The sequence below is a fragment of the Acidovorax sp. Root267 genome (assembly GCF_001429215.1).
Taxonomy (GTDB): Bacteria; Pseudomonadota; Gammaproteobacteria; order Burkholderiales; family Burkholderiaceae_C; genus Acidovorax; species Acidovorax radicis.
The window spans coordinates 153,275-172,756 of record NZ_LMJC01000002.1; the positions used below are offsets into that span (position 1 = coordinate 153,275).

19 protein-coding genes are annotated in these 19,482 nt (G+C 67.2%); 6 read left to right on the forward strand and 13 right to left on the reverse strand.

Going from position 1 to position 19,482, the window contains the following annotated elements; all coding sequences use genetic code 11:
* Nucleotides 1-19: 19 nt before the first annotated feature.
* Entirely contained in the window at nt 20-1,753 is a 1,734-nt protein-coding gene (locus ASE39_RS05005; protein ID WP_057270424.1) for an AMP-binding protein, read from the reverse strand.
* A 101-nt stretch (nt 1,754-1,854) separates the two neighbouring features.
* Between ASE39_RS05005 and ASE39_RS05010 the strand changes: the two genes are divergently transcribed.
* Both ASE39_RS05010 and ASE39_RS05015 read left to right on the forward strand, forming a co-directional pair.
* Entirely contained in the window at nt 1,855-2,967 is a 1,113-nt protein-coding gene (locus tag ASE39_RS05010) for an AraC family transcriptional regulator (RefSeq protein WP_242421363.1), read from the forward strand.
* A 134-nt stretch (nt 2,968-3,101) separates the two neighbouring features.
* Nucleotides 3,102-3,788, forward strand: a complete 687-nt coding sequence (locus ASE39_RS05015; RefSeq protein WP_057225912.1) for a glutathione S-transferase family protein — start codon at nt 3,102-3,104, stop codon at nt 3,786-3,788.
* 36 nt (nt 3,789-3,824) lie between these two features.
* Here the strand turns inward: ASE39_RS05015 and ASE39_RS05020 are convergent, their stop codons facing one another.
* The 4 genes from ASE39_RS05020 to ASE39_RS05035 are packed head-to-tail and all read right to left on the reverse strand — an operon-like array spanning nt 3,825 to nt 7,168.
* Nucleotides 3,825-5,252 carry a patatin-like phospholipase family protein gene (locus ASE39_RS05020; RefSeq protein ID WP_242421364.1) on the reverse strand — a complete coding sequence of 476 codons (1,428 nt, stop codon included), beginning with the start codon at nt 5,250-5,252 and terminating at the stop codon, nt 3,825-3,827.
* Nucleotides 5,253-5,303: 51 nt separating this feature from the next.
* Nucleotides 5,304-5,957: an HAD family phosphatase gene (locus ASE39_RS05025; RefSeq protein ID WP_057270426.1), complete on the reverse strand. Its 654-nt coding sequence runs from the start codon at nt 5,955-5,957 to the stop codon at nt 5,304-5,306.
* Nucleotides 5,958-6,008: 51 nt separating this feature from the next.
* Entirely contained in the window at nt 6,009-6,449 is a 441-nt protein-coding gene (locus ASE39_RS05030; RefSeq protein ID WP_057270427.1) for a YchJ family metal-binding protein, read from the reverse strand.
* A 20-nt stretch (nt 6,450-6,469) separates the two neighbouring features.
* Nucleotides 6,470-7,168, reverse strand: a complete 699-nt coding sequence (locus ASE39_RS05035; protein ID WP_057270428.1) for a DUF4197 domain-containing protein — start codon at nt 7,166-7,168, stop codon at nt 6,470-6,472.
* Nucleotides 7,169-7,298: 130 nt separating this feature from the next.
* On the opposite strand from ASE39_RS05035, the gene ASE39_RS05040 reads away from it, so the two are divergent.
* Nucleotides 7,299-7,772, forward strand: coding sequence for a YetF domain-containing protein (locus tag ASE39_RS05040; RefSeq protein ID WP_010466759.1), 474 nt, complete (start codon nt 7,299-7,301; stop codon nt 7,770-7,772).
* 23 nt (nt 7,773-7,795) lie between these two features.
* On the opposite strand, the gene ASE39_RS05045 is transcribed toward ASE39_RS05040, so the two are convergent.
* The 8 genes from ASE39_RS05045 to ASE39_RS05080 all read right to left on the reverse strand — a co-directional run bounded on the left by ASE39_RS05045 (nt 7,796) and on the right by ASE39_RS05080 (nt 15,967).
* A complete protein-coding gene (locus ASE39_RS05045) occupies nt 7,796-8,860 on the reverse strand; it encodes a hypothetical protein (protein ID WP_057270429.1) in 1,065 nt (354 codons plus the stop codon).
* Nucleotides 8,861-8,967: 107 nt separating this feature from the next.
* Nucleotides 8,968-10,137, reverse strand: coding sequence for an MFS transporter (locus tag ASE39_RS05050; RefSeq protein ID WP_057270430.1), 1,170 nt, complete (start codon nt 10,135-10,137; stop codon nt 8,968-8,970).
* A gap of 22 nt (nt 10,138-10,159) precedes the next feature.
* Nucleotides 10,160-10,792 carry a hypothetical protein gene (locus tag ASE39_RS05055; protein ID WP_010466765.1) on the reverse strand — a complete coding sequence of 211 codons (633 nt, stop codon included), beginning with the start codon at nt 10,790-10,792 and terminating at the stop codon, nt 10,160-10,162.
* A 4-nt stretch (nt 10,793-10,796) separates the two neighbouring features.
* Nucleotides 10,797-12,284 (reverse strand): aminotransferase class III-fold pyridoxal phosphate-dependent enzyme, encoded by a 1,488-nt coding sequence (locus tag ASE39_RS05060; RefSeq protein ID WP_010466766.1) that lies wholly within the window; start codon nt 12,282-12,284, stop codon nt 10,797-10,799.
* A gap of 38 nt (nt 12,285-12,322) precedes the next feature.
* Nucleotides 12,323-12,964, reverse strand: a complete 642-nt coding sequence (locus ASE39_RS05065; RefSeq protein WP_010466768.1) for a class II aldolase/adducin family protein — start codon at nt 12,962-12,964, stop codon at nt 12,323-12,325.
* Nucleotides 12,961-14,580: an FGGY-family carbohydrate kinase gene (locus ASE39_RS05070; RefSeq protein WP_057270431.1), complete on the reverse strand. Its 1,620-nt coding sequence runs from the start codon at nt 14,578-14,580 to the stop codon at nt 12,961-12,963. The genes ASE39_RS05065 and ASE39_RS05070 overlap by 4 nt, the downstream gene beginning before the upstream one ends.
* 1 nt (nt 14,581) lies before the next feature.
* Entirely contained in the window at nt 14,582-15,463 is an 882-nt protein-coding gene (locus ASE39_RS05075) for a TorF family putative porin (protein WP_057270432.1), read from the reverse strand.
* A 75-nt stretch (nt 15,464-15,538) separates the two neighbouring features.
* Nucleotides 15,539-15,967 carry a DUF2147 domain-containing protein gene (locus ASE39_RS05080; protein ID WP_057225884.1) on the reverse strand — a complete coding sequence of 143 codons (429 nt, stop codon included), beginning with the start codon at nt 15,965-15,967 and terminating at the stop codon, nt 15,539-15,541.
* 126 nt (nt 15,968-16,093) lie between these two features.
* On the opposite strand from ASE39_RS05080, the gene ASE39_RS05085 reads away from it, so the two are divergent.
* The 3 genes from ASE39_RS05085 to ASE39_RS05095 all read left to right on the forward strand — a co-directional run bounded on the left by ASE39_RS05085 (nt 16,094) and on the right by ASE39_RS05095 (nt 19,474).
* A complete protein-coding gene (locus ASE39_RS05085; protein ID WP_241776974.1) occupies nt 16,094-16,804 on the forward strand; it encodes a TetR/AcrR family transcriptional regulator in 711 nt (236 codons plus the stop codon).
* Nucleotides 16,805-16,935: 131 nt separating this feature from the next.
* Complete coding sequence (locus ASE39_RS05090; protein ID WP_010466778.1) at nt 16,936-17,595, forward strand: response regulator transcription factor; 660 nt, start codon at nt 16,936-16,938, stop codon at nt 17,593-17,595.
* A gap of 88 nt (nt 17,596-17,683) precedes the next feature.
* On the forward strand, nt 17,684-19,474 hold the full coding sequence (locus ASE39_RS05095) for a hybrid sensor histidine kinase/response regulator (RefSeq protein ID WP_057270433.1): 1,791 nt from the start codon (nt 17,684-17,686) through the stop codon (nt 19,472-19,474).
* Nucleotides 19,475-19,482 lie beyond the last annotated feature (8 nt).

The following is a 19,482-nucleotide window of genomic DNA, read 5'->3' on the forward strand; positions in this document are numbered from 1 at the left end:
GTGTTGCTTCTTGTGTGTTTCACGCGGTCTTGGCTTCGACCAAACCGAGCTGATCCTTCATCTCGTCGCGGATCTTGAACTTCTGGATCTTGCCCGTCACCGTCATCGGGAAGCTGGTGACGAAGCGGATGTAGCGCGGCACCTTGTAGTGCGCGATCTGGCCCTTGCAGAAGGCGCGCACGTCGTCCTCGGTCGGTGTCGTGCCGGGCTTGGCGATGATCCAGGCGCACAGCTCCTCGCCGTACTTGGCATCGGGCACGCCCACCACCTGCACGTCCTGCACCTGCGGGTGGCGGTACAAGAACTCTTCGATCTCGCGCGGGTAGATGTTTTCACCGCCGCGGATCACCATGTCCTTGATGCGGCCGACGATGTTGACGTAGCCCTCGGCGTCCATGGTGGCCAGGTCGCCGGTGTGCATCCAGCCGTCGACGTCGATCGCCTCGCGGGTCTTGGCGTCATCCCCCCAGTAGCCGTGCATCACCGAATAGCCCCGGGTGCAGAACTCGCCGCGCTGGCCGATGGGCACCACGGCGCCGGTGTCGGGATCCACGATCTTGACCTCCAGGTGCGGCTGCACCTGGCCCACGGTGGAGACGCGTTTGGCCAGCGGCGTGTCGGTGCTGCTCTGGCAGCTGACCGGGCTGGTCTCGGTCATGCCGTAGGCGATGGTGATTTCGCGCAAATTCATCTGCTCCACCACGCGTTTCATGACCTCGGTGGGGCACGGCGAGCCGGCCATGATGCCGGTGCGCAGGGTGGACAGGTCGAACTCGGCGAACCGCGGGTGGTCCAGCTCGGCGATGAACATGGTGGGCACGCCGTGCAGGCCGGTGCAGCGCTCGTCCTGCACCGTCTGCAACACGGTGAGCGGGTCGAACCCATCATTGGGGTAGACGATGGTGGCGCCATGCGTGAAGCACGCCAGGTTGCCCAGCACCATGCCGAAGCAGTGGTACAGCGGCACAGGGATGCACAGGCGGTCGTCCGGCGTGAGCTTCATGCATTCACCGATGAAGAAGCCGTTGTTCAGGATGTTGCGGTGCGTGAGCGTGGCACCCTTGGGGAAGCCCGTGGTGCCGCTGGTGAACTGGATGTTGATCGGGTCGGTGGCCTTGAGCGTGGCGGCGATCTGCGCCAGGCGCGCATCCTGCGCATCGCCGCGCGCCAGCAGGTCCGAAAACCGCAGCAGCCCGGGCTCGTCGGCGCCCTGCCCCGCCCCGTCGTCGATCCACACCACGGTGTTCAGGTGCGGCAGCTTCACGGAGCCCAGTTGGCCCGGTTGCTGGTGCTGCCATTCGGGCGCCAGCTCGCGCAGCATGCCCAGGTAGTCGCTGGTCTTGAAGCGCGCCATACTCACCAGCAGCCGGCAGCCCACCTTGTTCAGGGCGTATTCGACCTCGGACGTGCGGTAGGCCGGGTTGATGTTGACCAGCACCAGGCCCACCTGCGCGGTGGCCAGTTGCATCAGCACCCATTCGGCGTTGTTGTGCGACCAGATGCCCACGCGGTCACCCGGCACCAGGCCCTGGCCCAGCAGCGCGCTGGCCAGGCGCTGCGATTCGGCCTGCAACTGGGCATACGTGTAGCGGCGCCCCTGGTGCACGCTGACCAGCGCCTCGCTGTCGGGCTGGCGGGCCGCCATGTCGGCAAAAAAGGCGCCGAGGGTCTGTTCGATCAGGGGAACGTCGGTGGCGCCACGGGCGTGGCTGTCCACCAGCGGTGCGGAGTTCGTTGCGGCTGCACTCGTCACGGGTGTTGTCTCCTCGGCTTTGTCATCCGGCCCTGCGCCATAGGGATATGCGGGCGGCGATCCGTAAGCATAGAAGCCTGTGCCCCCTGAGGGTGGACACAATGGTTGCAAATCGTGCCACGGCTGGCACACTCTGCGGCGTGAAACCGCCCGCCCCCACCGCCGACCGCCCCCCTTCGGCCACGTCCGCCCCCGCCGCCACGCCCATCGCCTTTGTGCGCGCCATTGTTCTGGCGTACGAGCGGCGCGGCATGCGCCCCGAGCGCGCCCTGGCGCAGGCACAGATTGCGCCGCAGCTGCTGCAGGACGACCACGCCCGCATCACCGCCTGGCAGATGGAGCAGATCTCCGACGCCGCCATGCAGGAGCTGGACGACGAAGCCCTGGGCTGGTTCAGCCGTCGCCTGCCCTGGGGCAGCTACGGCATGCTGGCGCGCGCCAGCATCAGCTCGCCCACGCTGCAAGTGGCACTGGCCCGCTGGTGCCGCCACCACGGTCTGCTGGCAGACGACATTGCGCTGCACCTCACCACCCAGGGCGACACCGCCACCCTGGCCATCACCGAGGCCCGCGACCTGGGTGGGCTGCGCGAGTTCTGCCTGGTCTCCGTATTGCGCAACGCGCACGGCCTGGCCTGCTGGATGGTGGACTCGCGCATCCCCCTCATCGCTGCCGAATTTGCGTTTGACGCACCGCCGCACTCCGATGCGTATGCCGTGCTGTTCCGGGGCCCCGTCACCTTCCACGCGCCACGCACGGCCATCCACTTTGATGCCCGCTACCTCAGCCTGCCCCTGCGGCGCGACGAGCAGGCACTGCGCCAGATGCTGCAGCACGCCCTGCCGCTCACGGTGCTGCAGTACCGGCGCGACCGGCTGCTGGTGCAGCGCGTGCGCCAGCTGCTGGGCGCCCCGGTGGCAGGGCAACTGGCGCACGCCCTGCCCCAGCACAGCGCCGAGTCGCTGGCCAGCCTGCTGCATGTGTCGCCCCGCACGCTGCACCGGCAGCTCAAGGAAGAAGGCGCCACGCTGCAGGGCCTCAAGGACGAGGTGCGCCAGAGCCGCGCGGTGGAACTGCTGCACCGCACCGACCGTCCCATCAAGCAGGTGGCCGAGGCCGCAGGCTTTGTGAACGAAAAAAGCTTCATCCGCGCCTTTCGGGGCTGGACAGGCCATTCACCTGCGGAGTTCCGGCGCCACGCCCGCCAAGCCTGAGGGTGTGATAGCGGATGGCTTGGTGGCGCGATCTGCACCCTGCATGGCCGCCACAGGAGGGCCGCCCCCAGCCACCCGCCACTACACTGGCCCACGCTCCCTCCACCGCCCCGCCCTTTCGCCCCCTTCCCGCCATGATCCATCTGTACCACTGCGTGAGCGCGCGCTCCTTCCGGCCCCTGTGGATGCTGGAAGAGCTGCAACTGCCCTACACCCTGCACATGCTGCCGTTCCCGCCCCGGGCCCATGCGCGCTGGTTCCTGGAAGAGAACCCGCTGGGCACCGTGCCGCTGCTGGTGCAGGGCAAGGCGCCACACCAGGTGCGCATGACCGAATCCGCCGCCATCTGCCAGTACCTGGCCGCCGCACACCCCGACGCGGGGCTGGACGTGCGCCCACCCGACCCGGCCTTTGGCGCCTACCTGAACTGGCTGCATTTGGGCGAAGCCACACTCACCTTTCCGCAGACGCTGGTGCTGCGTTATGGCCGGTTCGAGCCTGCCGAACGCCGGCAGCCCCAGGTGGTGGAGGACTACAGCCGCTGGTTCCTGGCCCGGCTGCGCGCCGTGGAAACCGCCCTGACCCACAACCACAGCGACTATCTGTGCGCGGGCCGCTTCACGGCGGCAGATGTATCGGTGGGCTATGCCCTGCTGCTGGCCGAGCATCTGGACCTGGCCCCTCAGTTTGGCCCCGCCACGCAGGCCTATTGGCAGCGCCTGCAACAACGCCCCGGCTACCAAAGGGCCATGGCGGCGCAGATGGAGGCAGCCCAAGACCAGGACGTGCCCACCACCCCGGCACCCGACACAAGACCGTGATGCGCTGGAGCCCGGCAGACAGCCGGGCCCGCGCGGCTACTCGGTCTTTGTCGGCACGGGCACAGGCGCAGGTGAAGGCGGGGCCTGCCGGGCCAGCGATTGCACCAGCGCGCGGAACTCGGGCGAATGGCGCAGCACGCTGCCGCCCGCCTCGATGAGGTCGGTCACTTCATCGGGCGCAATCGAGAACGCCGTGGGCACCTGCAGCAGGCGACGGCGCGCCACGTCGTCAGGGGCGTCGCGCAGGTTGACGGGAATGACGTGGATCTCGGCACCCGGCGCGAAGGCGTCGTTGCTGCCCGTCGAGCCTGCGGCCAGCGACTGGCGCCACTGCTGCGTGATGTCGCGCAAGAACTCCTGCGTCTCGCGCGTGGCGCGCCCGCCCGTGCCGAACAGCAGGGAGTCCACCACCTGCACCATGTTGGGCACCTCGTCACTCATGTCGATGTTGACCGACGGGTCGCGCTCGGCATTCACGGTGACCAGCACCAGCTTGCGGATGGTGCCCGGCGGAATGCCCACCTCGCTGAAGGTCTCGCGCAGCCCGCCGCCGGCGAGGGCTCGGTCAAGCAGCCGCTGCACACCCAGGTTGTCGGCCAGGCCCCCGTCCACCAGGTGGATGTAGGGCCTGCGCTGCGCGTCCAGGTAGCTCAGTTCGTGCGCGCGGTACAGCCGGGCACGGTAGTCGCCGCCTGCGGCCAGGGTGCCCGCGCGGGACACCGTCTTGTGCTCCGCGCACTGGTCGGAGTAGTTCTTGAGCGTCATCGGGCTCAGCAGCAACGGCACGGCCGATGATGACGCCACGGCAAACGACAGCGGCACCTTGCGCAGGTCCGAGCAGATCAGCGCGAACTGCTCCCAGGTGAACTCGAAGCCCGAGCCCAGCGACATGTCCGTGGCCGTGATGAACAGCTGCGGGTGGCGCGGGCGTCGTGCCACATCGCCAAACGTGAGCCCGCCATAAAGCTCATCCAGCCGCCGCGCCAGCAGGTGGGTGCGGCCGAGCCAGGGCGATGTGAGGTCCACCAGGTTGCCCGGGCGCAGCGCCTGCGTGATCAGGCTGTTCTGGAAGTTCTGGCGCAGAAACTCGTGCTCGAAACGCGGCAGCCCATCGATGCCGTGCGCCGCCAGGTACGCGGCCACGATGCTGCCGCCCGAGACGCCGCTGATCACATCGGTGGCATCGAGCAGCGTGGTGGGGCGCCCGTTCCAGTCAAAGCGCGTGGCCTGCATCTCGGTCAGCACGCCAAAGCCGAAGGCCGCCGCCCGCGCACCGCCGCCAGAGAGTGTCACGGCAACAAGGATGGAGGGATCGCGCTCGGACTTGCGCTCGGGGATGCCCTGGTCCTCGGGCTTCAAGGGCTCGTTGATCCAGGGCCGCACCGACGAGCAGCCCCCCAGCAAGACCAGGGCGGCCACCACGGCGCACCGCCACACCCTCTGCTGCATGCGAAATACCGGCATCGCGCTCCTCCCAGGGTTGCAGGCTTTTCTTTCAGGCTCGCCTTGCCAGCGTCAGCAGCCCAGCAGTGCGGGCAGCTCGGCCATGCTGCGAAACACCTGCGATGCGCCTGCGGCACGCAGGGCCTCGCCGTCGTCCAGCGGCGCATAGGCAAACACCGTGGCCCCGGCGGCCACGCCTGCACGGACGCCGATGGTCGAATCCTCCACCACGGCGCAGCGCGCCGGATCGGCCTGCAGAGCGGCAGCGGCGGCCAGGTACACGTCGGGCGCCGGTTTGGTCTGGGGCACCTCGTGGCCGCTGAAGATGCGGCCTTCAAAGAAGCGCATGAGCCCCACCTTGGCCAGTTGCATCTCCACCTTGAAGCGATCGGCTCCCGAGGCGCAGGCAATGCGCCCGCCATGGTGGGCATGCACACGCTCGATGGCGGGGTGGATGTGCGCGATGGCCACCAGGCGCCGATCCAGTTCGGCATTGCGCCGCGCATAGAAGCTGGCCATCCACTCGTCGGTGAGTGGCCGACCGGTCTCGGCCTCAATGCGGACGGTGGCGCTGCGCACCGTCCGGCCGATGAAATAGTCCATGCATTCTTCGTGCGTGATGGCCCAGCCCGCCTCGTTGAGCATGTCGCGCAGCACGCCGTTGGTGATGGGTTCGCTGTCTACCAGCACGCCATCGCAGTCAAACAAGATTGCTTCAAATTTCATAGCTATTAGCGCTTATGGGTAAAGCGCTGGAGTTCATTTTTATTCAAAATTTCAGCTGTGGATATCGCCATCCACATACCACCAGCGCCCGCCTTCGCACACGAAGCGGCTGGTCTCGTGCAGGCGCACGGCACGCCCGCCCACGCGGTAGCGCGCGACAAACTCCACCTCGACCCGGCCTTCGCCCGTGGCGCGGTGGCTGCGCACCTCCAGGCCCAGCCATTTGGTGCCGGGGTCGAAATCCAGGACCGCCGGCCGGGTGCTGGCATGCCAGGTGGCCTGCAGGTAGTCGCCACGTTCGAGGACAAAGGCGGTGTAGCGTGACCGCATGAGGCTCTCGGCATCGGGCGCGGCAGCGTCGTCCCAGTGGTCGAGGTAGCGGCCGCAGCAGTCCCCATAGGACAACGCCGCAGCCTTGGCGCTTTTGCCGGGCTTGGCCTGGTTACGGCCGCAGGGGCAGGGTTCGGAGTTCGTCAGAGACACGGCGGGCATGCGTTTCACACGGGCGACAATCAGCGCAGCGTTCCAAACACCTTGCGGGCGATGGCACTGCCCGCACCAGCGGGGTTCTGGCGGATGCGGCGCTCTTCCTCGCCGATCATGAAGTACAGGCCATCGAGTGTCTTTCCGGTGACGTACTGCGCGAGGTTGGCCTCCTCGGGCTTGAGCAGTCCAAACCCTGCGGCCTTGCCGGCGAAGGCGTTGTACTTCTGGGTCAGGCCCACCTTTTCGGTGGCCTGATTCACCACCGGCAGGAAGCGCTCGGAGAGCGGGGTGCGTGTTTTTTCGGCAAAAAAGGCCGTGACCGAGGTGCTGCCACCGGTCAGGATGTTCTTGGCATCGGTCACCGTCATGTTCTGCACGGCGCCCACCAGCAGATCCTTGCCCATGGGCACGGCGGCCTCTGCCGCGCGGTTGATGGAGGTGACGAGCTCGTCGATGCGCCGGCCCTGCCCTAGCGACTTCATGACCTTGGCCGCGTCTTCCAGATAGCCCGGCAGGCCAATGCGCACCTGAGGGTTGCCCAGAAAACCATCGGGCCGCCCCAGCAGCGCGACCGCCGCCTGGGCGCCCTGGCCGAGCGCGGCCTTGAGGCCACCGGAGGCATCGGCGTTGGAGAGATCCCCGAGCGACAGGGCCCAGGCCTGCTGACCGGTGGCGCACAGCAGGGCAGCCAGGACGCTGGCTTGGTGAAATTGGCGACGTTGCATCGAGCGTTTTCTTTCGGTGGAGAGGGGGGGCGCTGCCTGGCGGGTACGCAGGCAGGCAACAAGCACAGGGGATTTTCGCTCAGCACCGTAGACTGGTGTTCGACACAACCCTCCAACAAGGAGCCCTGCAATGTGGGAAATGAATGTGCCGTGGTGGGAATTCGTGCTGCGCGGCGTGGTGGTCTACGTGTTTCTGCTGGTGTTCCTGCGCCTGACGGGCAAGCGCCAGACCGGCCAGTACGCGCCGTTTGACCTGGTGCTGCTGCTGATCCTGTCCAACGCGGTGCAGAACTCGATGAACGCGGGCGACAACTCGCTGGTGGGCGGGCTCATCTCAGCGGTCACGCTCATCGGCTGCCATGTGGTGCTGGCACAGCTGACGTTCCGGTTTGCGTGGATGGAGCGGTTGATAGACGGCACCCCGCAGGTGCTGGTGCAGCAGGGCCAGGTGAACGCCGAACTCATGCGCAAGGAGCTGCTCTCGACCGACGACCTGGAAGCCGCGCTGCGCGCCAGCGGCTGCCTGGACCTGCACGAGGTGGAGCGAGCCACCATCGAAACCAACGGCCAGATCACCGTGGTGCTGCGGCGCCGGGGTGGCTGAGGCACCCCGGCGCCCAGCCCAAACTAGTTCTGCGTGTAGCAGATCTTGTTGGGAATGATGGTGTTGGCGTAGTTTTCCACGCTGGCCGCTGTAGGAAACACCGTGGGTGTCTGGTCGCCCAGCATGCACAGGCGCGTTCCCTTGCGGGCCCAGACGATGCGCGAGTTCAGGCCCGAAGGCTGGCTCCACAGACCCCAGAACGCAGTCAATGTGGCGGTGCTCGCGTTGCGGTCGAACACCAGATTGCCCACTTCGGACAGCGGCCCCGCCGCGGTGCCAGTGCCCGTGCAGTTGGCATCGGCGTAGGTGGTCACGCCGATCTGCCCCGTCACCCGGTTGTCGGCCTGCCGCGTAATGCGCCACAGCGCGCGGCCCCACTGGCCAGGGCGCACCGGCACACACAGCTCCTGCTTCCAGTCGCCTTCGGGCAAGGCCACCACGGTGCCACAGCTCACCTCGACCGAGCCCACGTTGGCCGATGCCACCGTGCCCGCGCCATTGCGCACCGAGCAGCTCTGCCCCGCGGGCTGCGTGCGCACGGTGACTGCATATGCCGCGCCCCCCGCCACCGCCGTACCAAAGGTAAAACCGCCGTTGCTGGTGAGCGAAAGATCGTCGCCACCGTTGTTCTGCAGCACCAGGGTGCCACTTGCCAGGCCAGAGACCGAACCACCCACCGTGAAGGTGGCTGCCGCCAGGTTCTCGCAACGCACCTGCACAGTGCTCACGTTGGCGGTAGCGGTGCCGGCGCCCTGCGTCACGGTGCAGCGCTGACCATTGGGCTGCGTCTTGACCGTGACGGCATAGGCCACGCCACTGTCCATGCGGGTGACGAACACGAAATTGCCGTTGGCACTCAGGGTCAGGTCGTCGATGCCAAGGTTCTGCAGGGTCAACGTCTTGCCCGTGCCCAGGCCACTTACGACGCCCCCCACCGAGAAAACCCCTGCCGAAGGCGGTGGCGACGTGCCGTTGTCGTCATCTCCGCCCCCGCAGCCCGCCAGCAGCACGGCGGCCAGTCCCAGAGAAGTCCAGCGGAAAGTGGGCCGTGCGTGGTGCCAGCTGCCCGGGGCGCTTGTTATGGTCATGTACAGAAACCTCCAGATGATGAATGGAGGACGGATTCTGTGCAGCGCACCGCGCCTTGCGAAACCCTACCCTGGTAGGGTGACCCCCATGACCCGGTGAAAGGCGCTCATGGCAGCGACCTCAGCGCCGGCGCACTGCGCGGCGCTCGCCCCACCAGCACCAGCGCAGCCGCTGCAAGGGCGAAACCCGCGCTGAGCAACGGCACGGCACTGGCGTTTTCACCTTCGACAATGAACGAGGCCGTGAGCGGACCGAATGCACTGCCCAGCAGTTGTGCTGCAGGCACCAGCCCGGCCAGGCGCCCGCTGGGGTCGGCACGGAACGCCAGGCCAATATGAAACGGCAGCATGAAAAGCCAAACAAAACCGAACAAGGCACAGGCCAGGGCAAAGTCCCGTGTGTTGCCACTGGGCAACTGGTGAGCGGCAGTGGTGACGATGGCGAGCAGCACGGAGCAGGCCACCAGCGTGGACACCACGGGCAGGCGCCTCACGGCCAGCGCGGCCAGGCTGCCTCCCACCACCTGCATGGCCAGCACGGCGGCGACCAGGGTCTGCGCGCTGCGCGCATCGAAACCAGCGGCCTTGCCCAAGGGCTCCAGGTACGCCCAGAACGAACCCAGCGTGGCCAGCTGCAGAAACACCACGGCCAATGGCTGAAGGGTGGCCGCCGACCAGCGAAACCCCGACACCGCAGGCGGCGCCAGCGGCGAGAGGCGCGCCGGTTGCACAAACGCCAGCAGACAGGGCAGCAGCGCCAGCAAGCCCAGCGCCACGAAACCGCCACGCCAGCCCCAGTGGGGAATGATGGCATTGGCCAACACCACGCCCAGCAACGCCTGTGCCAGGGTCTGCGCAACGAAGAAGATGCCGCCCACGCGCGCCGGGTTGGCGGTGCGCACGACCACGCCGGTGGTGCCCCAGATCAGCACACCTTCGGCCAGGCCAGCAGCCGCTCGCACGCCCGTCAGGGCGCCGTCGCCCGTGGCCAGCAGCGTGAGCAGATCCAGGCCCGCTGCGCACACCCCGGCAACGAGGGTGATCGACCGCAACCGCGCACCCGGCAATAGCGCGTCGCCGAGCACCACGCCGAGGCCCAGCATGATGATCTCGGCCATGGCCACAATGCCCACGCCCTCCAGACTGACCTGCCGGGCTTCGACAAGTTCGCCGAGGAGAATGGGCTGCACGCCCACCATAAGCACGGCAATGGTGCCGACCGCCAGCGCGGAAACCACCTGCGCTGCGGACATCTTTACATCGTGATTGGAGGACATGGGAAGCCCTTTCTGTGGGGGGTCAGTAGCCTTTGCTTTCCTCGGGCAGCTGACCCTGCAGGAACCGCGCCAACGCGCGCTGCTCATCTTTCGCAAGTCGCCGGTTGGCGACCCAGCGCACGATCCAGGGTAAAGCACGCACGCGCCCACCCCCGGCCACGGCCAGCACGTAGGCCTTGGCACACTTCTCGAACAGTTCGGCATTGAGCGCCAGGCGCGTGGCGGTCATGCCAAGGCACACCGGGAGCCCTCGCACCAGCAGCACGTTGCCTCGCCCCTGCAAGACCGCCGCTGCATCGCCCATGTCTGCGCTGGCCGGTCCCATGGGCCCCAGGTGGCGCGCCTGTTCGTCGAACACCTGCGGCATCGCGCCACCAAAGTCCGCCAGGCAGCGTCCGAAAGCCCCTCCGCCGACAGCAATGGCGCCCACATCGCCGCGTTTGGCGTAGGCGGCGGCATGCACCTGGGCGTCGTGCGGCGCGGTCCGCCAAGGCACACGTTGGGGCGTGGCGCCGGACGCGAGCCCAAACCACATCGCGTCGCTGCCCGGTATGCGCAGCGACAAACTCGCGCCCTCGCTGTCCAGCAAACGCTTGGCTTGCAGCCTCTCGCGCAGCGGGAGCCACTGTGCGCGCACGTTCTCTTCGAAATCCATGGTGTCAGACCAGCTTGAAGACATCTTCGAAACGGTTCAGCGCATCATCGATCACCTCGTCGGTGTCGGCCAGGCTGGTGTAGATGCGGCTGCCAGCCAGCGTGATGAGGCCATGCGCGGTGTAGGCCGCACCCATCTCTTCCATCATGTGCTTGCGGCGCTTGGCTTCGTCCTTGGCCTTGAACAGCTTCCACAGGCTGCTGGTGTCCAGCAGCAACACGCCCGAGGTCTGCAGGTGCACGATGGATCCCATGTTGTAGGTCACGTAGGGCAGGCCGAGGCGGTGGATGATTTCCTCCAGGCCCTGGCGCAGCCGGTCGCCCGCGCGGCCTGCCACACCCGCAGCATCGGTGCGCTGCGCCTCCAGCAGCGCGAAGTACCCGGCCACGCACGACAGCGGGTTGGCCGACAAGGTGCCGCCGACAAAAGCACGCTTGGCAGTGGTACCGATGCCCCCCACCAGCATCATCATGATGTCCCGGCGCCCGCCGATGGCGCCCGCCATCGGGTAGCCACCGGTGAGGCACTTTCCGAGCACGGTGAGGTCGGGCTGGACGTCAAAGTAGGCCTGCGCACCACCTGCCCCCAGCCGAAAACCCGTGACCACCTCGTCAAAGATCATCAGCGCGCCGAACTCGTCGCACAGCTTGCGCACCTGGCGGTTGTAGTCGGGGTGCACCGGGCGTGTGCCGCTCTCGGGGCCCAGCGGCTCCAGCAGCACGGCAGCGGTGCCACCGCGCAGGCGGTTGATCTGCAGTTTGCTGCGCAGCGCATCCAGGTCATTCGGGTTGCACTCCTGGGTGCTGCCGGTGGCGCCGCGCGGGATGCCCACGGCTTCCATGCGGCCAGTCTTGGGCAGGCGCATGCCATAGACGACCTGGTCGCTCCAGCCATGGTAGGCACCGCCGACCTTGATGACCCACTTCTTGCCGGTGTAGGCACGGGCCAGGCGCACGGCGCCCATCACAGCCTCGGTGCCCGAACCGAGCAGGCGCACCATGTCCACCGCCGGCATGGACTGGCACACCAGCTCGGCCAGCTTGACTTCGTATTCGTGCAGCAGGCCGGTGACCGGGCCGCAGGAGTCCAGCACCTCGTTCACCTTCTGACGCACCACCGGATGGTTGGAGCCGAGCAGCGTGGGACCACCGGCCTGCAGGAAATCGATGTAGCGGTTGCCGTCCACATCGGTCATGTGGGCGCCCTCAGCCTGTGCGACGGCCAGCGGGAACGGGTGATTGAAAGCCAGGTTGTGCTGCACACCACCGGGAATCACGGTCTTGGCCCGTTCGGACAACCGCCGCGACCCCTGGCAGCGCTCATCGAAATACCGCATCACCTGCGGCATCTTGTCTGCGCGGATGGGCCGCATCGGCTGCTTGACCAGCTCGTCGAAGCGGCGATAGAGATGGCCGACATCGGGCCAGGCCGAAATGGCAGGGCGAGGCGCGGTGGCCGATGCGGCGGTGTGAACAGAGGCAAGGTTGCTCATGGCTTGGTGGCTGGGTAGCTGAGGTTCGGGGGGTTGGGTCAGGCTGCCAGCGCGTCAACGATGCGCTGCAGGGCCGGTTGCGCGAGAGGCTCCCGCTCCGAACGTGCAGAGATCGCGTGCAGCAACAAGGTCTTCGACAGGGCTTCGAGGTCTTCGACCGCCTGCAGGGCGGCCCAGGTGGTCGCGGCGCAGCACAGCACGCCATGGTTGAGCATGAGGTAGGCGTTGGTGTCGGGGCGCAGCGCGCGCGCCAGCCGGGACGATAGCCAGCCGCTGCCCGAGGGGGCATAGCCGACCACAGGAATGCGGCGGCCCAGCGAACGTTGCATTGGCCCGGCCGGCACCGTGAGCGCCTGTCCGAGCAATGCGCAGGCGCTGGCCACGGGCTGGTGGGTGTGGATGCTCGCTTGCACGTCAGGCCGCGCGCGCAGCACGCGGGCATGCAGGCCACTTTCGACCGAGGGTGTGCGTTCACCTTCCACCTGCTGCAGGTCCGCCAAGCGCAGCACACACACATCGGTCGCGGTCATCGTCAGGTAGTCGGTCGCCGAGGGGGTGACGGCGATGTGCGCTGCGTCGATGCGCAGCGCGATGTTGCCGCCGGTGCCCGAGAAGTGGCCCCGGTGGGAAAGTTCGACACACAGCTCGACGACAGTCTGGCGGATGTTCTGCGTGTTCATGCAGCGGCTCCTTGGGGTGCGTTGATGCGGTGGTACAGCGGCGCCAGGCGAGTGCGCACTTCCTTGAAGGTTTCGAACTGGTCGCCATACAGGCGGCGCAGCGCGCTGGAGGGTTCGTAGATGGTCCGCGTCCGCCGCAGGGGGCCCAGGTCGGCAAACGACAGCGCGCCCATGCCCACTCGGGCGATGAAGGCGGCTCCAATGGCATTGGTCTGGATGGGGTTCTCCAACTGGCGGATCGGCTGGCCCGTCACGTCGGCCATGATCTGGCACCACACGTCAGACTGCGCGCCGCCGCCCACGGCCGTGACGGTGCCCGCGTTGCGCCCGAGCAGACGCGCGAAGGGTTCGAGCATCCAGCGCGTGTTCAGTGCCACGCCTTCCAGAAACGCGCGAAAGATGTCCTCGCGGGTGTGCTCCAGGGACATGTTGAGCAACCCGGCACGCAGGCGCGGGTCGTCCACCGGTGTGCGCTCACCCAGCAGCCATGGGGTGTAGATCAGGCCCCGCGCGCCCGGAGGCACACGCGCGGCAATGCGGTTCAGCACCTCGTAGACGGCGGGATGCTCTTCGTCGCTGGCGAGTTCATCGGGGTGGTACAGGATGCGGTCGCGCAGGAACGACAGGTTGGCACCAGCCGTGGACTGCAGCGCCATGGCCAGGTAGCGCCCATCCACCGCGCTGGGCACGGCCGCAATTTTGTGGCGCACATCGGTTTTCATGAAGGGCACGTGCGCCCCCAGCCACGATGAGGTGCCCAGGTACAGATGGGTCTCGAAATCGGCCACGGCCGCACCCACCGCCACCGCAGAGGTGTCCACGGCGCCCGCGACGACCACGGTTTCGGGATTCAGCCCCAGGGCCTGCACGACGTCCGGCAGCAGCGGCCCCAGAACGTCGGTGGAGTGCACGATCTCCGGCAGCTTGGCCGCGTCGATACCGAGCAGGCGGATGAGGCCTGCGTCGTAACGGACCTGGTGCGGATTGCGGTTGTCGGTGACCCAGGAAGTCACCGCAGAATCCTGCGTGGCACAGAACCGGCCGGACAGGCGCAGGTTCAGGTAGTCGAGCACGTTGAGGAACTTGTAGGTGCGCTCGTAGCGTTGGGGCTCTTCGTCGCGGATGTAGGCCATGTGTCCCGCCGAGTCCCGCCCCGACAGAGAAGGCGCCCCACCAGTCAGCCGCAGCCAGCGCCACAGCTTGAGCGGCGCGTAGCCTTCGATGCGTGGCCCCCGCCCGCGCACCCGGCGTGCCATGGCGGCCGCACCGCGCGAATCCAGCCAGGTCAGCGCACGCCCCAGCGGCTGGCCTTGGCGGTCCACACACACGGTGCCTTCCGTCTGGGTCGAGCAACAAACGGCCACCACACGCTGCCTCAAGCTGGTCTCCGCGCCAAGCGCCTCCCCTGCACTGTGCAGGAACGCAGCCCACCAATCCTGCGGGGCCTGCTCGGCCAACGCGCCCTGCACGTGCAGCGGGACCGCATGGAAGGCCCAGGCGTGCACCGTGCCGTCCAGCGATACCAGGGCACATTTGCAGCCTGAGGTTCCCAGGTCCACGGCCAGCACCAGCCGCCCATCGGCCCGGTCGGGCACGGTATCCAAGGGTGGGCCCATCTCAGAAGCTGCGCGAGACGGAAACCACAAGGCGGTTGTTGTCGGTGGCACGCAGTCGGGTGCCATCCAGCGCGATATAGAGTTCGCGCACCCTGGTGCGGGTGGTCATCCACTCGGCGCTCCAGTGGAAGCCCCAGCGCTTGTGGGTGACCCCGATGGAATAGTCCGAGAAGTCCGCCTCCTTGAAGTTGGCGATCTTCTGGTAACCGGCATGCAGGTTCAGTGTGGTGGTCGGGTTCAGCGCGTATTTGTAGCCCAGGTCAAACAGCCAGCTGCCGCGCGAGTTGTGATCGCCACGCGCATAGCAGGCCAACCCTGGCGTGGGATCGGCCATCAACGACACCATGGTGCCGCAGACCCCACCGGTGTTCGCCCCCCGGTAGGTCTTGGAGATCACATTCATGACCCGCGCCTCCAGCGCCCCGTAGCCAATTTCGGCCACGGCGAATGCGCTGTCGTATTTGGTGCTGCGCCAGTCCGTGGGCGCGCCAGTGCCCATGTCAAAACCATGGGGAGCCTGAAACTTCGCGCCCGGGAACAACTCGGCGGCCAGGCCCGCACCATAGTGCCAGCCCTCGGGGTCCCCAAAACGGTAGCCGCCCGCCAGAGTAACCCCCAGGCCCGCGCCGTCCAGGAACTGCTTCCTGCTGACCGTGGCGAATTCAGCCAGCCCGACCAAGCCACTTTCATGGACGGCTTGCACGCTGAGCTTCATGCCGGGGCCGTTCAACGAGTCCGACACACCCCGGCTGCGCTGGTCGGTGGTGAACTTCACTTCTGTGTTGACCGAAAAGCTGGCGGTCTCTTCGGCAAGCGAAGGCGTCGCGGCGCTCGCCAGCACTGTGGCGGCGATGGCCCAGGGGATGGGGCGGGTGAAGTGCATGGAGTGCTCCTTGGTTCGAGGAATGGACGGCTCACAAATCGTCTTGTGCGAAAGATGGGTGGGTGGGAAAGCGGATCAGGAAACGGGTTCGCACGACGGCGCGACCGGCAAGGCGGGCACGCGCTTGAGCTGCTCCGTCTGGCCCAGGACTTCCACCCCCACGAAGGCGCGGATACGCAGCTCGTCGGCATTGGCGCGCACAACGCCCTTGTACTTTTTGTTTTCGCGCGGGTCGTAGACCCAGCCTTCGCGCCAAGCCTCTTTTTCGTAGCGGCCAAGCTGCGCAACCCGCACATTGCAGGTGCTGGCAGGCGTGCCGGCGTCTTTGTCCCAGACGATGGTTCCGCACAGCGCACCGGGCGCATCGGCACAGGGCGCGAACCGGATCACCGCGTCGTTCTCGGGAGTGATCCACAAGCCCTTGGCGTCATCGGGCCCAGCGGCTTGCGCCGACACAGTCACCGAGCAACAGACAAGGGCCAGCAAGCGGGTCAGGGTCTTCATGAAACGCGCCTTTCTTGGGCCAGGACAAGAACCATTTGGATAGTCATAGCTAGTATATAGTTATGACTACTTTTTATGCCAAAAAATTTACTGGGACAATCCCTGATGCCGCAGTTGCTCCGCCCGATGCCCTCCACCCGAAGCCCCCAACCCTCGCTGGCCACCAAGAAGCAGCCTGCACAGCAGCGCGCCACCGAGACCTATGAGCGCATCCTGGAAGTGACGGCGCAGACATTGGCCGACGTCGGCATCGAGCGGCTGTCCACCAACCTGGTGTGCGAACGCGCCGGGCTCACCCCGCCCGCGCTCTATCGCTATTTCCCCAACAAATACGCGCTGCTGTCCGAGCTGGGGCAGCGCCTGATGCAGGCCCAGAACGCGCGTGTGGACCGCTGGATCACGCTGGAAGTGTTCAACGGGGGCGTGGAAAGCCTGGAGCTGGCGATCGAGGGTCTGATCATTGACACCTACGAAGCGACGGTACAGACCGTGGGCGGGGTCTGGATCATGCGGGCGCTGCGTGCGGTGCCCGCACTGCAGCAGGTGCGGCTGGCCTCCCACGCGGCAGTCACGCAAGAACAAACCCGCCTGCTCGCGCAGGCCCTGCCCGAAGCCGATGCGGCCGAGCTGCAACTGGTCAGCCGCATCGTGGTGGAACTGATCTACGCCACCGTCGAGATGATTTTTGACGAACCCCTGGATGTGAAAGCCGTAGCCCGCACCGTGGCGGGCATGATCGCCAGCCACCTCACCCGCGTCCGGCCGCAGGACAGTGGGCAGCCACCCCACACACCCGCCAAGCCCGGCGGCACCCGGCCAAAGCCTGGCGCGGCCTGATCAACCGTGGAGGTGCGGCAAACCCTACCTCAGTAGGGTTTGCGCGCCACCGCGGCTGCGCCAAACTTGGCAGAATTTGCCCGCTGCATCCTGGCGCCCGGCGCCCGGGGCCGCAGCGCCACTGGCCTGCCATGTCACCCTACGCCCTCATCCTGGACGACCACCCGCTCGTAGCACGCGGCGTGGCCGAGTTTCTGCGCTCGCGGCTGCCGCACATGGAGGTGGCAGTCGCAGAGCATGCGGACGATGTGGAGCCACTGATCGAGGCGCGTGGAGCGCCGGCCATAGCGCTCATCGACTTCTGGCTGGCCGACGGCGCCGCGCTCAGCCTCATTGCCCGCATCCGCACGCGGTGCCCCGCCACCGCCGTGGCGGTGATGAGCGGCGATGACGACCTCGCCGTGATCGATCAGGTGCGCGCCGCAGGCGCCCACGGCTTCATCCACAAGCAGGAGCCGCCAGAGACGTTTGCCCAGGCGATAGAGGCACTGCTGGGGGGCCTGGCCTGGTTCACTCCTGGCGCCAACACACAGCGCCCGGTGCGCAGCCGGGAGTTGCCCGTGACCCCGGCCGAGCTGGGCCTGTCGGTGCGCCAGGGCGAGATCCTGGCGCTGGTGTTGCAGGGGCAGCCCAACAAGCGCATCGCCCAGCAATATGCGCTGTCGGAGAGCACCGTCAAGGAACACATGACCGCCATCTTGCAGCGCCTGGGTGCACGCACCCGGGTGGAGGCCATCACGCGGCTGCGCGGGCGCCTGCTGGTGCTGCCGCAGCAGCCACCGCCGCCGTGATCGGGCACACCGCAGTGCCGCGTGGCATGGCATTCCATCCCCCCACGCTGCACCCACTGGAACGCGGTGGGGCCCAGCACGCACCGGCATGACCGCGCCTGCGACCGACCCGACCAGCGCCCAGGACGCCCCCAGCACACAAGGCTGGCTGCTGCTGCTCGAAGCCTCTTTTGCGCGCCTGCGGCTGGGCATGACGGTGATGCCCAGCATGGGGCTGCTGTTTGGCCTGCTGCTGGGCTGGGAGGGCGGGCCCGTCGCACCGCTAGTGGTGTGGGGAGCCGCGTATCTGCCGGTGCTGCTGTTCGTTCGATGGGGACACCGCCGCTACCTGCACGAACGCACCCTGCGGTCACCCGAAGCCCTGCTGCTCACCTGGACCCGCCGCGTGCGCGGCCTGGCGCTGGCGCACGGGGTGGGTGTTTCGCTCTCGGTGGTGTTGCCGTTGGGCCAGGCCAGCTACGAATTCATGCTGTTGCTGTACATCACGCTGGCGGGCATTTTGGCCGGCAATGCAGCCCAGATGACCGCCACGCTCGCCGTCTACCGGATGTACTTCATGGGCGCTTTGGGTGGACTGGCGATGATCCCCTGGGCGTTTCCCGGGCAGTGGCCATTTATTCTGCCCATGACACTGATAACGGCCGCCGTGATCTACCGCAGTGCCGTGAACTCGCACCGCTTCTTTGTGCGCCAGGTGGTGCTGGAAGAGCGCAGCCGCGACCTGGCCGAGCGCTACCGCGAGGCCAGCCAGGCGGCTGAACGGGCGCTCGCAGAGAAGAACCATTTTCTGACCACCGCCGCGCACGACCTGCGCCAGCCGGTGCATGCGATGGCGCTGTTGGCCGAGGCCATCGCCTTGCACGGACGTGGCCACCCCCACATCGACAACCTGCTGGTGCAATGGCGGATGAGCATGCGGTCGGTCAACCACATGTTCGACGCGCTGCTCGACCTGTCGCGCATTGAATCCGGCGCGGTGGAGCTGCGCCCCGCCCCCGTGTCGCTGGCTGCACTGTTCGAGGACCTGCGAACCCAGTTCGCGACCGATGCCAGCGCACGCGGCCTGGTGCTGCGTTTGCACCCACCACCGCCCGGCGCCGCTGCACTGGCCGACCCGGCACTGGTTCGCCAGTCGGTGGCCAACCTGGTGCAAAACGCGCTGCGCTACACCCCAGAAGGCGGCGTTCTGGTGGGCGCACGGCGACGGGGCGCGCATTGGCGCATCGAGGTGTGGGACACCGGGGTGGGCGTGGCCCTGCACGAGCAGGCACAGATCTACCAGGCGTTTTACCGCCCCGAGCACGCCTGGCAGGTTCACCGCAGCGGGCACGGCCTGGGCCTGGCGGTAGTGGCGCGCTGCGTGGCGCTGATGCAGGCCAGGCAAGGGCTGCAGTCCCGATTGGGCAAGGGGTCGTGCTTCTGGCTGGAGCTACCCACCGCGCAGCAGGCCACCGCAACGCTGCCCACCGTACCCACCGCAGCACCAGGCACCAGCCCACCGTTGAGGGGCCGCTGTCTGGTGCTGGACGACGACCCGCATGTGCTGAATGCCTGGTCTACGCTGCTGATCACCTGGGGCATAGACGTGCGCCTGGCCTCCAACGCGGCAGAGGCTTTTGCCCACCTGGACACCGGCTTTGCACCCCATTCCATCCTGTGCGACCAGCGGCTGCGGTCCGGCGAGAGCGGCTTTGACGTGCTGCGCGCGCTGCTGGACCGCTGCCCCGACGCGCGTGGCGCGATGGTGAGCGGAGAGTACGAATCGCCCGAGCTACAAACCGCGCAGGACGAGGGCTACCTGGTGCTGCGCAAACCCGTGGATGTGGACGAGCTGCACGCGGTGCTCAGCCAGTGGCTGCGCGGGCAGAAATTTGAATAAAAACAGGC